The organism is Janthinobacterium aquaticum (genome assembly GCF_009208565.1).
Lineage (GTDB): Bacteria > Pseudomonadota > Gammaproteobacteria > Burkholderiales > Burkholderiaceae_D > Janthinobacterium.
In genome coordinates, this window is record NZ_WFLK01000015.1 from 12,639 (window position 1) to 27,170 (window position 14,532).

A 14,532-nucleotide genomic window follows, 5' to 3' on the forward strand; every position below is an offset into this window, starting at 1 on the left:
AAAGGACACACCATGATCTACCGCGAAGCCGGACAATTCAAGACCAGCTACCAGGCTGACAACCAGATTTTCCCGATCCGCCAGGATCGCATAGCGCTCGGCGTCACGCTGCTCGCCGCCGTGCTGGTGGTGCCGTATTTTGCGTCGCCCTACATGCTGTCGGCGATTTTGATTCCGTTCCTGATCTTTGCACTGGCCGCGCTGGGCCTGAACATCCTGACCGGCTACGCCGGCCAGCTGTCGCTGGGCACGGCCGCCTTTATGGCTGTCGGCGCATTCGGCGCCTACAACTTCATGGCGCGCCTGCCCGGGCTGCCGCTACTGGTGTCGTTTATCCTCGGCGGACTGTGCGCGGCCATGGTGGGCATTGCCTTCGGCCTGCCGTCGCTGCGCATCCGTGGCTTCTACCTGGCCGCCTCCACGCTGGCCACGCAGTTCTTCGTGGTCTGGTGCCTGACCAAGATTCCCTACCTGACCAACTACAGTTCGTCGGGCGTGATCACGGTGCAGAAAATGAGCATCCTGGGCTACCAGTTCGATACGCCGCAAAGCAAATACCTGCTGGTGCTGGCCATCGTGGCCGGCATGGCGCTGTTGGCCAAGAACATGGTGCGCTCCAACGTGGGCCGCTCATGGATGGCGGTGCGCGACATGGACATGGCGGCCGAAGTGATCGGTTTCCGGCTGATGCGCACCAAGCTGCTGGCCTTTGCCATCAGCTCGTTCTACTGCGGCGTGGCCGGTGCGCTGTATGCGTACGCCTATCTGGGCACGGTCGAGCCGGAAGCCTATAACCTCGACCTGTCGTTCCGCATCCTGTTCATGATCATTATCGGCGGCGTCGGTTCGATCCTCGGCTCCTTCCTCGGTGCAGCCTTTATCGTGCTGCTGCCGGTGTTCCTCAACGTCTTCGCGCATAGCCTGGCGCTGCCCACCAGCGTGGCCTCGAATCTCGAGCTGATGGTGTTCGGCGCGCTGATCATCTTTTTCCTGATCGTCGAACCGCATGGCCTGGCGCGCCTGTGGCAGATCGCCAAGGAAAAACTGCGGCTGTGGCCCTTCCCGCACTAGGATTTTTTTGCCTGTCATTCCAATAAAACAAGAGGAGACAACATGAAACAATTCAAATCGCTGCTGCTCGCTGCCGCCATCGCCAGCGCCGCCCTGACCATGGCCGGCCCGGCGCAGGCACAGGACAAGGAACAGTATATTGCCCTGCCGTCGTACCGCGTCGGCCCGTATGCGGCCGGCGGCTCGGGCTTTTACGGCGGCATCATCGATTACTTCAACCTGGTCAACCAGGCCGGTGGCGTCAATGGCGTGAAGATCAGCTGGGAAGAGTGCGAGACCGAATACAACCCGTCACGCGGCGTGGAGTGCTATGAGCGCCTGAAAACCAAGCAGGGCGGCGCCACCCTGGTCGAAACGCTGTCGACCGGTATCGCCTACGGCATCCTCGACCGGGTGGCGCAGGACAAAATCCCGATGACCATGATCGGCTACGGCCGCTCGGACGCAGCCAACGGCAAGGTCTTCCCCTACGTGTACCCGCTGATCTCGAGCTACTGGAGCCAGGCTGCCGCCATGATCAAATACTTGGGCGACAAGGAAGGCGGCATGGCCAAGCTGAAAGGCAAGAAAATCGTCCACCTGTACCACGACTCGGCCTTTGGCAAGGAGCCGCTGCCGGTGCTCGAAGCACTGGCCAAGCAGTACGGTTTTGAACTGGTAAAAATCCCGGTAGCGCCACCAGGCAGCGAGCAGCAGTCGCAATGGCTGCAGATACGCCAGGCCAAACCGGACCATGTGATCCTGTGGGGCTGGGGCGTGATGAATTCGGTGGCCATCAAGACGGCGCAGCGCAACGGTTTTCCGCGTGAAAAAATGCTCGGTGTCTGGTGGGCTGGCTCCGAGGAAGACACGATCCCGTCGGGCGACGCGGCCAAGGGCTATACGGCGATGAGCTTCAATACGCCTGGCAATTACCCGGTACTCGACGATATCCGCAAAAAACTCTATGCCAGCGGCAAGGGCAATCTGTCCGACCAGTCGCGCATCGGCTCGGTGTACCACATGCGCGGCGTGACGGCTGCCATCCTGTGGGTCGAAGCGATCCGCGTGGCGCAGGAAAAATACGGCAAGGGCAAGCCGGTCACGGGCGAACAACTGCGCTGGGGCCTGGAAAACCTCAACGTCGACGACGCGCGCCAGAAAGCCGTCGGCGCGCTGGGCATGTTCCCGACCGTGAAGACCAGCTGCGACGACCATGAAGGTTCGGGCGCCGTCAAGGTACAGCAGTGGGATGGCAAGAAGTGGAACGCCATCACGCCGAAATGGATCATCGGCGACAAGGCGCTGGTGCGCCAGTTGGTCGAGGAGTCCTCTGGCAAGTACGCGGCCGAGAAGAAGATTACGCCGGCTTGCATGAATTGAGCATGAGCCTGCATGTCGGATTACGCGCTTTGCGCTAATCCGACCTACGCAAATGCGCCGGACCGTGGGACCGTAGGTCGGATTAGCGGCGCCGCCGAGGCCGAAGGCGTAATCCGACAAGCACCACCGCCGCAGACCGTAGGTCGGATCAGCCGGCACGGCGTAATCCGACAAACCAGCCACCACCATGAAAACAAAGCAGCCATGACACCCACAGCCACTGAAACGCCGCCACCATACCTGTCGGTCAACAATATCGAAGTCATTTACGACCATGTGATCCTGGTCCTGAAAGGCGTGTCGCTGCAGGTCCCGCAGGGCAAGATCGTGGCGCTGCTGGGCGCCAATGGCGCCGGCAAGTCGACCACGCTGAAAACCATCTCGACCCTGCTGCGCGGCGAGCGCGGCGACGTCACCAAGGGCGAGGTGCAATTCAAGGGCGAGCGCGTCGATCAGTTGACGCCCAATGAACTGGTCAAGCGCGGCCTGTCGCAGGTAATGGAAGGGCGCCACTGCTTCGGCCACCTGACCATCGAGGAAAACCTGCTGACCGGCGCCTATACGCGCAGCCTGTCGCGCAGCGAACAGAAAGACGCGCTGGAAAAGGTCTACCACTATTTTCCGCGCCTGAAAACGCGGCGCACCAGCCAGGCCGGCTATACCTCGGGCGGCGAGCAGCAGATGTGCGCCATCGGCCGCGCGCTGATGGCCAAGCCGTCGATGATACTGCTCGATGAACCGTCGATGGGCATTGCGCCGCAGATCGTCGAAGAGATCTTCGGCATCGTCAAGGACCTGAACCACAAGGAAAACGTATCGTTTTTGCTGGCCGAGCAGAACACCAACGTCGCGTTGCGCTATGCCGACTTCGGCTACATCCTGGAAAACGGCCGCGTGGTGATGGAGGGCCAGGCGCAGGAGCTGGCCAGCAATGAAGACGTCAAGGAATTCTACCTGGGCGTGTCCGGCGCCGGGCGCAAGAGTTTCCGCGACATGAAGTTCTACCGCCGCCGCAAGCGCTGGCTGGCCTGAGTTCATTTCTACTGTTGTCACGCCGCCGGCAAGCCTGCCGGCTGGCCAAACACTGCCGTTGATATTGGAGAAGCCGCACCATGAGCGATACCCTCGATAGTCTGGAAGCGCGCGCGCCGGAGCAGCGCGAACGCGAGCTGATGGCCGCCCTGCCCGGTCTGATCGCACGCGCACAGGGCGCACCAGGCTGGGCGCGCATACTCGCAGGCGTCGACGCGGCGACCATCGACAGCCGCGCCGCGCTGGCGCAGTTGCCAGTCACGCGCAAATCCGACTTGAAGCTGCTGCAGCAGGGCGCACTGCCCTTCGGTGGCCTCAATACCACGCCGGCGCAGGCACTGTCGCGCGTGTTTGTCTCGCCCGGTCCGATCTTTGATCCTGAAGGAAAAGGCGCCGACTGGTGGCGCTTTGCGCGGCCCATGTATGCGGCCGGCGTGCGCGCCGGCGGCCTGTTGCAGAACTGCTTTTCCTACCACTTTACGCCGGCCGCCTTTATGGTCGAAGGGGGTGCGGCGCGCATCGGCTGCACGGTGATCCCGGCTGGCAGCGGCCAGACCGAAATGCAGGTGCAGGCGATGGTGGACCTGAAACCGGACACCTATATCGGCACGCCCTCGTTTTTGAAACTGATCATTGAAAAAGCGCGCGAGATGGGTGCCGATATCAGCAGCGTCAAGCGCGCCGTGATGGGCGCCGAAGCGCTGCCTGAGTCCTTGCGCAGCTGGTTTGCCGCCAATGGCGTGCCGCACGTGTTCCAGACCTATGCGTCGGCCGATATCGGCAGCATTGCCTATGAAACGGCCAGTGCCGGCCAGCTCGATGCCGGCATGGTGCTCGATGAGAACGTGCTGCTGGAAATCGTCCATCCGGGCAGCGGCACGCCGGTCGCGCCAGGCGAAGTGGGCGAAGTGGTGGTAACGGTTTTCAATGCCGATTATCCGCTGATCCGCTTTGCCACCGGCGACATGTCGGCCGTGCTGACGGACACGCCGGCGACCACCAGCGGACGCACCAATACGCGCATCAAAGGCTGGCTGGGCCGTGCCGACCAGACCACCAAGGTGCGCGCCATGTTCGTGCATCCGTCTCAGGTGCATGAGATCGCAAAACGCCATCCTGAAATCAGAAAGGCGCGGCTGGTGGTGTCGGGCCGCATGGCCAACGACGAGATGACGTTGCACTGCGAAGTGGCCGATCCGCTCGACGACAGCGGCGTGGAAGCGATCATCGCCAGCATCCGCGAGCTGACCAAGCTGCGTGGCAGCGTGCAGCTGGTGCCCATCGGCTCGCTGGCGCAGGACGGCAAAATCATTGCCGATATGCGCGATTACAGCTGACATGGCGGCACTATGTGCGTCAGTTAGCTGTGCTGCGACTGCACGCTGATGGAAAATTGCGGGATAATATCGCCATTAACCATCAGCACAGATCATCGCCATGCAAGAGTCCCTGCAAGAATTTCATCATAACCGTGCCCGTGAATTGTTCCAGAACGCGGAGCTGCTGTTCGACCGTGACGCCGTGCAGGCGTCGATCACGCGCATGGCCGATGTGCTCAACGCGCGCTTCAATGCCGAAGACTCGAAAGAGTTCCCGCTGGTGCTGGGCGTGATGGGCGGCGCCGTGGTGTTTACCGGCAACCTGCTGCCGCAACTGAGCTTCCCGCTCGAGTTCGACTACATTCATGTGAGCCGCTACGGCGACGACGACAAAGGCGGCGAAGTGGTCTGGAAAGTCATTCCGCGCTCGAACGTGGCCGGCCGCACCGTCATCGTGCTGGACGATATCCTCGACGAAGGCGAAACGCTGGCGCACGTCAAGCAGCGTCTGCTCGACATGGGCGCCGCCGAAGTGATCCTGGCCGTGTTTGCCGACAAGGCCATCGGCAAGAGCAAACCGGTTGCCGCCGACATCGTCGGCCTGGTGATCCCCAATCGCTTCGTGGTCGGCTTCGGCATGGATGCGTACGGCTACTGGCGCAATCTGCCGGGGCTGTGGGCGATCAAGCCTGAGGATCTGAAGCAGGAGTGATGGTGGAAATATTGTCGGATTACGCCTTCGGCTAATCCAACCTACGCTCTACGCGCGGATCGTAGGTCGGATTAGCGCGCAAGCGCGTAATCCGACGCCACCACCACCGCCACAAAAATTACAACGTCAACCGCGCCCGCGCCGCATCATATTCGGCTTTGAGGCGCGTCACCATCTCGGCCACCGTCGGCACATCGTCCATCAGGCCCACGCCCTGGCCTGCGCCCCAGATATCGCGCCAGGCCTTGGCGCTGCCCGAACCGAAGTTCATGGCCGTCTTGTCGGCCACCGGCAGCGCGTCCGGATCGAGGCCAGCCGCCACGATCGACTTTTTCAGGTAGTTGCCGTGCACGCCGGTAAACAGATTGGTGTAGATGACGTCGGCCGCGCTCGAGTCGACAATCGCCTCGCGGTAGCCGTCGCTGACATTCGACTCCTTGGTAGCAAGCCAGCGCGAACCGATATACGCAAAATCGGCGCCCATGGCCTGCGCCGCCAGTACCGCGTCGCCGGTGGCAATCGAGCCTGACAGCGCAATCGGACCCTGGAAGAACTTGCGCACTTCGCCCACCAGCGCGAATGGCGACAGGGTGCCGGCATGGCCGCCAGCGCCGGCTGCCACCAGGATCAGGCCATCGACGCCCGCTTCCAGCGCCTTTTCCGCGTGGCGGATCGAAATCACGTCATGCAGCACAATGCCGCCATAGCTGTGGATGGCGTCGAGCATTTCCTTTGGCGGCGCGCGCAGCGAGGAAATAATGATGGGCACGCGGTGCTTGACGCACACCTCCACGTCATGCGCGAGGCGGTCGTTCGACTGGTGCACGATCTGGTTGACGGCAATCGGGCCGACTTTTTTATCGGGATTGGCCAGCTGGAAATCAGCCAGTTCGGCCTGCAGATCGGTCAGCCAGGTGTCGAGCAGTTCGGCCGGCCGCGCGTTCAGGGCCGGGAACGAGCCGACGATGCCGGCCTTGCACTGCGCCGCGACGAGGGCCGGGCCGCTGGCGATAAACATCGGCGACGCAATAACGGGAAGGGACAGGTTTTGCAACGCAGCAGGCAATGCCATGGGGGGCTCGCTCCAGGTTAATTGTTGGGAAAAACGTCGAACGATTATAAGACGAAAAAAGTACGAGCGTGCGTAATTTTAAGCGCGCTAGAGGTTGCATTCAGTTGACTACGAATTGAGCAATGCATCGCCATCGATACGCGCTGCGCCGGCCCTGACCAACTGCGCCACCGCCCACTGCGCCAGCTGCTCCATCGGCTGGCGCAGATAGCGCCGGTTCGATTCCTGCAGCACCGGCATGGCCGCCAGCAGCAGCGGGATGTCAGCCAGGTCAAGCCGCTGGCGTTCGAGCAGCAAAAATTTGAGCAGCACCTTGAGCGCGTTCTGCGCATTGCGCAGCGGGTCGGCCTGCAGGTAGTCGAGCCGTGAAAAAGCGCGCTTGAGGGCGCCATCGACGTCGCCAAACGGCGCGCCGTGGCCGGGGATCACCAGCGCGACGTCGAGCGTGGCGATCAGTTCGAGCGTCGCGTGCGCTTCCAGGAAACCCGATTCGCCTTCGAGCTCGGGAAAGATCACGCCAAAGCCGTTTTCCCACAATGCGTCGGCCGAGATCAGGATGCGCTCTGACGGACAATAAAAAATCAATGCATGCGCATGGTGGCCGGGCGCACCCAGCACCTGCCACTCCAGCCCGCCCAGCGTCAGGACATCACCAGGCGCGATGGTCGCGTCAAAGCCGAAGCGCTCGCACTGCTGGCCAGTTGCCCTGAAACTGAGCGCCTCGGTATCCCAGTGACGCACTTTGTCTGCCTCGGCAGCAGGAATGCTTGTGTGGCAGCCGTAATGGGCCTGCAGCAGCGCGTTGCCGCCGCAGTGGTCCGAGTGCAGATGCGTATTGAACAAACGCGTCAGAGGCCGCTCCTGCAGGCCATGGCGCACCAGCGCCAGCGTCTGCGGCGCGTGCGTGGCGTAGCCGCTGTCGATCAGCGCGCCGCCGTCGGCGTCGATCAACAGAATATTATTGGACGACAGCCAGCCGCGCTCGAATACCTGGACCGATGCGGGCAGCAGCGTCATGGCAGCCTCAGAAATCCGGATCGAACACCAGCAGCGACTCGCGCCCCGGCAGTTCGGCCCACACGGCGCGCTTGAAATCGTCATCGGCCTTTCCCCACGCAATAATCTCGTCGAGCGTGCGCAGGCAGCCTTCGCACAAGCCGCTGTCGCGGTTCATCTTGCACAGGCTGACACAGGGTGACGGCACCGACGAAGGCAGTGGCAAGGAAGTGATGGCGGCTGAGACGGACATGGCGGTAGCTGAAGTTGAAATCTGGCCCATTATGACGCGAATCGGCCAGTCTCGTTCGTCACCATGCGTTTGTCGCGTCTCGGCAGACAGTCAGTCCATCGTCAGTAATGGTAGCGGCAAGCCACGATATGAATCATGCCGTTCTCGACCGTATAGACCAGCCGGTGCTTTCGATCAATTCGACGCGACCAGAATCCAGTCAGACTGCCCTTGAGCGGTTCGGGCTTGCCGATACCCTTGAACGGGTCGGCCATGCAGGCATCGATCAAATCGTTGATTCTCACACGTTGCCTGGCGTCTTCCTGCTGCCAGTACTGGTAATCTTCCCAGCCATTGTCGGTAAAGGCCACAGATGACTGGCGCGCCTGCGCCTTGTTACTTGATTTTTGGTTCTTCATTACGGTCCAGCTCCCGGATTCGGGCTTTTCCGGCTTTCAGCTGTTCCAGCGATGTCAGCAGCCGATTGGCGTTTTTCGGTGAGCTGAGGAGATACAGGGTTTCCTCAATGCTGTTGAAATCAGCCAGTGACAGCATCACGACAGCTTCCCCGCTTTGCCGGGTAATAACTGTCGGGCTGTGATCCGTGCATACATCATCCATAACAGCTTTCAGTCCGGCGCGTGCCTCGCTAAAAGTTAGGATATTCATTTTTTCAACCTTTATCTCTGCATTGAGCCTGCAGGGGGGCATCTCTGCATGGGAAACCTGCAGGTGGCTTTACAACAATCTGGAACAGATTTGCATCTCGCATCATTGTACGTATTTCTGTACATGAAATCAATCCCATACAAATATTTCAAGCTGCTGGTTTCAGAACGCTACCAGGTACCATGTCTAACTGCTGGCGAACTTGCGCACCGCCTGCTCCCACTGGTGCATCAGCCCATCGGCCTGGTCGCGGCTGATCGACGGCGTAAATACGCGCTCGGCGCGCCATTGCGATGCCAGTTCCGACTGGTCGCGGTAATGGCCGACGGCCAGCCCGGCCAGGTAGGCAGCGCCCAGCGCCGTGGTTTCAATCACGTGCGGGCGCACCACCGGAATGCCCAGCAGGTCAGCCTGGAACTGCAGCAGCAGGTTGTTGGCGCAGGCGCCGCCATCGACGCGCAGCTCGATGATCGGTGCAGCCGCGTCGCGCGTCATGGCGCCCAGCAGCGCGGCACTCTGGAAGGCGATCGCCTCGAGCGCAGCGCGCGCGATATGGCCGACCGTGCTGCCGCGGCTCAGGCCCAGGATGGCGCCCTTGGCGGACGGTACCCAGTATGGGGCGCCCAGGCCCGTAAAGGAGGGCACGAACACCACGCCGCCCGAATCGGGCACCGAGGCGGCCAGTCCCTCGGCCTCGCCGGCGTGGCCGATGGCGCCCAGGCCGTCGCGCAGCCACTGCACCACGGCGCCGCCGATAAACACACTGCCTTCGAGCGCATATTGAGGCGTCGCGCCGACTTGGCAGGCGGCGGTGCTGATCAGGCCATTTTGCGACTGCACGGCTTGTGCGCCGGTATTGAGCAGCAGGAAGCAGCCGGTGCCATAGGTATTCTTGGCCATGCCCGGCGCAAAGCAGGTCTGCCCGAACAAGGCAGCCTGCTGGTCGCCGGCAATGCCGCCGATGATCACCGGCCCACCCAGCCATTCAGCATCCGTCTCGCCATACACGTGGCTCGATGGATGCACCTGCGGCAGCAGGCTGGCCGGAATCTGCAGCCAGTCGAGCAGCTGCGCATCCCAGCAGCCCTGGTGGATATTCCACAGCATGGTGCGCGAGGCATTGCTGACATCGGTGACATGCAGACGCCCGCCGGTCAGCTTCCAGGCCAGCCAGCTGTCGATGGTGCCGAAGGCAAGCTCGGCGCGTTCGGCGCGCGCACGCACGCCGGCCACGTTGTCGAGTATCCAGCGCAGCTTGGTGCCGGAAAAATACGGGTCGAGCACCAGCCCTGTTTTGGATGCGATGGCCGGCGCCAGGCCCTGCTCGCGCAGCGCGCTGCACAGCGGTTCGGTGCGCCGGTCCTGCCAGACGATGGCGTTGTAGACCGGCTCGCCCGTAGCGCGATCCCACACCACCGTGGTTTCGCGCTGGTTGGTCATGCCCAGCGCGGCCAGGGCGCTGGCGGCCAACCCGGCCTTGGCCATCACTTCGCGGCAGGTGGCGATCTGGCTGTCCCAGATTTCCAGCGGATCGTGCTCGATCCAGCCCGGCTGCGGGAAAATCTGGCGAAACTCGCGCTGCGCCGCAGCGAAGATCACGCCATTTTCATCAAACACCATGCTGCGCGAGCTCGAGGTGCCCTGGTCGATTGCCAGCAAATAGCTCATGCCGCCACCTCGCCGGCCAGGCGCTGTTCCAACCACTGCGACAGGCGCGCCACGTCGGCCGGCGCGCAGCGCAGGCCAAGTTTGCTGCGCCGCCAGAGCAGGTCTTCGGCGCTGCGCGCCCATTCGACCGCAACCAGATAGCGCGCTTCGGCTTCATGCAGCCCCGGCACCAGTTCCTCGCCGAGCTGCGCCAGCGACTGCGCGCTACCCAGCATCACGCGTGCGCGGCTGCCATAGGCACGCGCATAGCGCCGGCCCAGCGGCGCCGGCAGCCATGGATAGTCGGCCAGGAAGCGCGCCACGAAGGCTTCGAACACATGGCCCTGCGCCAGCACGCCGGGCTGCTCCAGGTCGCCGCCAGGCAGCGGCGCGCCATCGGTCCAGGCCGGGGCCGTGCTGGCCAGCAGCGGCGCCAGCTTGGCCAGTGCTTCTTCGGCCAGCTTGCGGTAGGTGGTGATCTTGCCGCCCCAGATATTGAGCAGTGGCGCCTCGCCCGCAACGCCCACGGTTTCCAGCAGATAGTCGCGCGTGATGGCCGAGGCATTGGCCGCACTGTCGTCGAGCAGCGGGCGCACGCCCGAATAGGTCCAGATGACGTCGGACGGCGCAATCTGGCGCTTGAAGTAGCGGTTGGCCGCCTGGCACAGATAGTCGGTTTCCGCCGCACTGATCTTCACCTGGCTCACGTCGCCCTTGTACTCCTCGTCGGTGGTGCCGATCAGCGTGTAGTCATCCTGGTAGGGAATGGCAAAGATGATGCGCTTGTCGGGATTCTGGAAAATATACGCGTTCGGGTGCTCGAACAGGCGCGGCACGATGATATGGCTGCCCTTGATCAGGCGCAGCCCCTGTGTCCTGGCGCCGCCGGCCTGGCCGGCAAACTGCGCCGTCCACGGCCCGGCCGCATTGACGATGGCGCGGGCGCGCACGCGACGCTGCACGCCGCCCTGCCCTTCCAGCACGGCCTGCCACTGGCCGCCCTCGCGCTGCGCACTGATGCAGGCCGTGCGCGTAAGAATGGTGGCGCCACGTTCGGCCGCATCGAGCGCATTGAGCGCGACCAGGCGCGCATCGTCGACCCAGCCGTCTGAATACACAAAGCCCTTGCGGTAGCTGCCCTTGAGCGGCGCGCCGGCGGCATGGCGGTCCAGCGCAATGGCTACGGAAGCGGGCAGAAAGGCGCGCCGGGCCAGGTGGTCGTACAGGAACAGGCCGGCGCGGATCAGCCAGGCCGGGCGCTGGCTGGCGTCATGCGGCATCACGAAACGCATCGGCCACATGATGTGGGGCGCGGAGCGCAGCAGCAGCTCGCGCTCCTGCAGCGCCTTGCGCACCAGCTTGAATTCATAGTATTCCAGGTAGCGCAGGCCGCCGTGGATCAGCTTGGTACTGGCGGACGACGTGTGCTGCGCCAGGTCGTGCTGCTCGCACAGCACTACGCGCAGGCCACGACCGGCTGCATCGCGCGCAATGCCGGCGCCATTGATGCCGCCGCCGACCACCAGCAGGTCGCAATCAGGCAAATCGGAAGATCGGGTAGTAGACATGGAAAACTCGTTACGGTGAAATCAGAAAAGCGCCAGCAGCGGCGGCAGCACCAGGCTCAGGCCGGCAATCAGCAGCAGCACGAACACGGCGCGGCGCACCTGGTTGATCGGCAGGCGCGAAGGGTAGCGGCGCGCCAGCCATGTCAGCAGCATCACCACCGGCAGCGCTTCGGCCGTCAGCAGCAGTGCGTTGACGCTGAACTGGCCATGCCACAGCACCAGTACCAGGCGCAGCACGGCGTTGGCGGCAAACAGCACAATCAGCGAATTGCGGATCAGCTCCGGCTTCCATGGCTGGCGGTACAGGTGGTACACCATCGGCGGGCCGGCACTGGCAAACAGGCCGCCCATCACGCCGGACAGGCCGCCAAACAGCAAAAAGGAGGGCAGACCCGAAGTGGCGCTGGCGGCGCGCGCGCGCAGCACCAGCAAAAAGGCGCAGACCACGATGGCGCAGCCGAGCAGAAAACGCAGCAGCGCCACCTGCTGCACGCTGAACCAGGCCAGCAGCGCCACGCCGGCAGCCACGCCGGCCTGGCTGGCCAGCAGCGCCGGTGTAAACACTTTCCATTCGAGCTGCGGACGGCGGCGCCCGAAGGTGATGGCCGCATTGACCAGCACCAGCACGCTGACCACATTGGCCGTATCGGGCAGGCTGGCCAGGTGCAACAGCGCCACCAGCCCCAGCAGGATCAGGCCGAATGCAAAACCGGTCAGGTTCTGCGCATAGCTGGCCAGCGCCACGCAAGCCAGGAACGCCAGATGCACCGTTACGCTCATGGTCCGTTACGCCGCCAGGCCCAGCAGGAAGTCCTGCTGCGCGCAGCCGGCCCGCACGAACACCGGCGGCTGGCCCAGCGGCGCAGCCACCGTCACGCGCTGGCCACCTTCGTGGCGCACGCCGCTCCACAGGTGAAGCCAGGCGTCGCCCGCCGGCAGATAGGCGCTCCAGTCGGTGGCGCCGGCCGCATGCACGGGCGCCACCAGCAGGTCGGGACCGAACAGGTACTGGTCCTGGATAGCGTAGGTATTGTGGTCGTGTTCGTAATGCAGGAACAGCGGGCGCTGTAGCGGCAAGCCGCGCGCCACGGCGTCTTCGGCCAGGCTGCGGATCACCGGCGCCAGCGCCACGTGCAGGCGGGTCATGCGAGCAAAGTGGGCAAACACGCCTTCGTCCTGATAGAACTGGAAGTTCTCGTCCGGACGGTTGCCTTCATGCGTGCGCATCATCGAGGTAAAGGCCGCCATTTCGGCCCAGCGCTGGAACAGCTCGGGCGTGCGCACGTTGCCAAACAGGCTGGTGTAGCCGCCGATATCGCTGTGGTGGTAGGCGTTGCCCAACAGGCCAGACGAGAGCGCGCCGCAGATAACCGTCTGCAGGCCGTCGTGGCGGCTGAAGTCGACCGACTGGTCACCGGCCCACAGCAGCGGGCAGTGACGCTGCACGCCACTGTAGCCGGCGCGCATGAAGAAGGTGGCGTCGCCGGTCTTGCCGGCGCGCTCGATGGCGCGCGCATTGACCTCGGCCCACATGGTGGGCCAGGCGTTGTGCATCAGGCGTGCGTCGACGCCATTGGCCAGGCGCAGGTCGATCGGCAGGTATTCGCCAAAGTCGGCCATCCAGCCCGACAGGCCGAAGTCCAGCATTTCCTGGCGCAGGATGCGCTCCTCGAACCAGTGCGCGGCGGCCGGATTGGTAAAGTCGACCACGCCGCAATCGAATTCGCCAAAGTCGACCAGGTACTCGCCGCCATCAAGGGCCGTGGCCAGGTAACCGTGCTGCAGCGCTTCCTGGTACAGCGCACCGTCATTGCACAGATAGGGATTGACGTAACCGAGGAAGCGGATATGGTCGGCCGCCAGTTCGGGTATCCAGGCCTTGAGGTCAGGATAGCGCTCTGGCTGCCAGCGCCAGTCCCAGAACAGGCGCTTGCCGAACGAGGTCTGGCGCAGGCCGACCCAGTCCTCGCACCACAGCGCGCTGACCGCCAGGCCATGTTCTTTTGCGCGCGCCAGGATGGTGCGCGCATGCGCTTCGCCGCCCTTCAGGCCCAGCATGGCGCCATTTTGCAGCCAGGCCGGCAGCGAAGGCTGGCGGCCGAAGCGCTCGGACACCACGCCGACCAGCTCGATGAAGCTGTCTGCCAGCATGAACTCGAAGCTCTCGGGCATGGCCCAGAACTGCAGCTCATGGAAGTCGTCGTGGCGGAAATCAAAGTCGGCATACGCGGTGGTTTCGGCATGCAGGCAATAGCGCTGCGAGGAGATAAAGCTCGGCTGCGGATAATTGGTGTGATAGTAGTCGCCGCCGGAGCGGGCCGTCACGTCGGCCTGCCAGGTCAGGTGGGTCGACTTGTCGCGGCCCACGCCGGGTTCGGAAGTCCACAGCGGGAAGTGGCGCCCGCGCAGGTTGAAATACGACATCTGCTCGCCGCAGCCCCACACATGTTCGTGCTTTTCCGCCGGCAGGCGCAGCCACAGGCGGTTCCACTGCGGCGCGGCAAACGCCAGCTGCAGGTGTACGCCATGCGGCCGGGCATGCACCTCGAAGACCAGCTGCGGCGCCTCGCCCGCGTGGCGCGCAAAGCTCAGGCGCGCACCCTGCGCATCCTGTTCCAGCACCAGTTCGCGCAGCGCGCTGCGCTCGTCGACATAGTCCTCGATATCGAAATTGCCGCGATACATCTGCATGCTTTCCTGGCCGTGGCCAACGAAGCAGCATGGCGCCTGCGCGCTGTGGCGCAGCAGCACGGTGGCGCCGCACAGCAGCGAGAACGTGTCATTTTCCTGGTGTAGTGTGAACTGCATGACGATCAACTCCTGGTAAAGCCGGCCTGCTGCGCACCAAGCGC

14 protein-coding genes are annotated in these 14,532 nt (G+C 63.5%); 5 read left to right on the plus strand and 9 right to left on the minus strand.

Annotated features, from left to right (window positions below):
• Window positions 1-12: 12 nt before the first annotated feature.
• From GCM43_RS20930 to GCM43_RS20950, 5 genes are all read left to right on the plus strand, one after another.
• The gene (locus tag GCM43_RS20930; RefSeq protein ID WP_152247830.1) at window positions 13-1,071 is read left to right on the plus strand and encodes a branched-chain amino acid ABC transporter permease; all 1,059 of its coding nucleotides are present in this window, start codon (window positions 13-15) and stop codon (window positions 1,069-1,071) included.
• Between the two features lie 42 nt (window positions 1,072-1,113).
• A complete protein-coding gene (locus tag GCM43_RS20935) occupies window positions 1,114-2,433 on the plus strand; it encodes an ABC transporter substrate-binding protein (RefSeq protein ID WP_152247831.1) in 1,320 nt (439 codons plus the stop codon).
• Between the two features lie 204 nt (window positions 2,434-2,637).
• Entirely contained in the window at window positions 2,638-3,465 is an 828-nt protein-coding gene (locus tag GCM43_RS20940) for an ABC transporter ATP-binding protein (protein ID WP_152247832.1), read from the plus strand.
• A gap of 80 nt (window positions 3,466-3,545) precedes the next feature.
• Window positions 3,546-4,802: a phenylacetate--CoA ligase family protein gene (locus tag GCM43_RS20945; RefSeq protein WP_152247833.1), complete on the plus strand. Its 1,257-nt coding sequence runs from the start codon at window positions 3,546-3,548 to the stop codon at window positions 4,800-4,802.
• 100 nt (window positions 4,803-4,902) lie between these two features.
• A complete protein-coding gene (locus tag GCM43_RS20950; RefSeq protein WP_226929595.1) occupies window positions 4,903-5,496 on the plus strand; it encodes a hypoxanthine-guanine phosphoribosyltransferase in 594 nt (197 codons plus the stop codon).
• Between the two features lie 118 nt (window positions 5,497-5,614).
• Here the strand turns inward: GCM43_RS20950 and GCM43_RS20955 are convergent, their stop codons facing one another.
• The 9 genes from GCM43_RS20955 to GCM43_RS20995 form a co-directional block, all read right to left on the minus strand.
• On the minus strand, window positions 5,615-6,568 hold the full coding sequence (locus tag GCM43_RS20955; protein ID WP_152247834.1) for an NAD(P)H-dependent flavin oxidoreductase: 954 nt from the start codon (window positions 6,566-6,568) through the stop codon (window positions 5,615-5,617).
• Window positions 6,569-6,676: 108 nt separating this feature from the next.
• Window positions 6,677-7,585: an MBL fold metallo-hydrolase gene (locus GCM43_RS20960; RefSeq protein WP_152247835.1), complete on the minus strand. Its 909-nt coding sequence runs from the start codon at window positions 7,583-7,585 to the stop codon at window positions 6,677-6,679.
• A gap of 7 nt (window positions 7,586-7,592) precedes the next feature.
• Window positions 7,593-7,817, minus strand: coding sequence for a DUF1289 domain-containing protein (locus GCM43_RS20965; protein ID WP_152247836.1), 225 nt, complete (start codon window positions 7,815-7,817; stop codon window positions 7,593-7,595).
• 101 nt (window positions 7,818-7,918) lie between these two features.
• On the minus strand, window positions 7,919-8,215 hold the full coding sequence (locus GCM43_RS20970; RefSeq protein ID WP_152247837.1) for a Txe/YoeB family addiction module toxin: 297 nt from the start codon (window positions 8,213-8,215) through the stop codon (window positions 7,919-7,921).
• Window positions 8,193-8,465 carry a type II toxin-antitoxin system Phd/YefM family antitoxin gene (locus GCM43_RS20975; RefSeq protein WP_152247838.1) on the minus strand — a complete coding sequence of 91 codons (273 nt, stop codon included), beginning with the start codon at window positions 8,463-8,465 and terminating at the stop codon, window positions 8,193-8,195. The genes GCM43_RS20970 and GCM43_RS20975 overlap by 23 nt, the downstream gene beginning before the upstream one ends.
• Window positions 8,466-8,651: 186 nt before the next feature.
• Window positions 8,652-10,133: a glycerol kinase GlpK gene (gene glpK / locus GCM43_RS20980; protein ID WP_152247839.1), complete on the minus strand. Its 1,482-nt coding sequence runs from the start codon at window positions 10,131-10,133 to the stop codon at window positions 8,652-8,654.
• Window positions 10,130-11,680: a glycerol-3-phosphate dehydrogenase gene (gene glpD, locus GCM43_RS20985; protein ID WP_152247840.1), complete on the minus strand. Its 1,551-nt coding sequence runs from the start codon at window positions 11,678-11,680 to the stop codon at window positions 10,130-10,132. Before glpD ends, glpK begins: the two co-directional genes overlap by 4 nt.
• Before the next feature lie 21 nt (window positions 11,681-11,701).
• The gene (locus tag GCM43_RS20990) at window positions 11,702-12,460 is read right to left on the minus strand and encodes a sulfite exporter TauE/SafE family protein (protein ID WP_152247841.1); all 759 of its coding nucleotides are present in this window, start codon (window positions 12,458-12,460) and stop codon (window positions 11,702-11,704) included.
• A 6-nt stretch (window positions 12,461-12,466) separates the two neighbouring features.
• On the minus strand, window positions 12,467-14,488 hold the full coding sequence (locus GCM43_RS20995) for an alpha-glucosidase (RefSeq protein ID WP_152247842.1): 2,022 nt from the start codon (window positions 14,486-14,488) through the stop codon (window positions 12,467-12,469).
• Window positions 14,489-14,532: the final 44 nt, after the last annotated feature.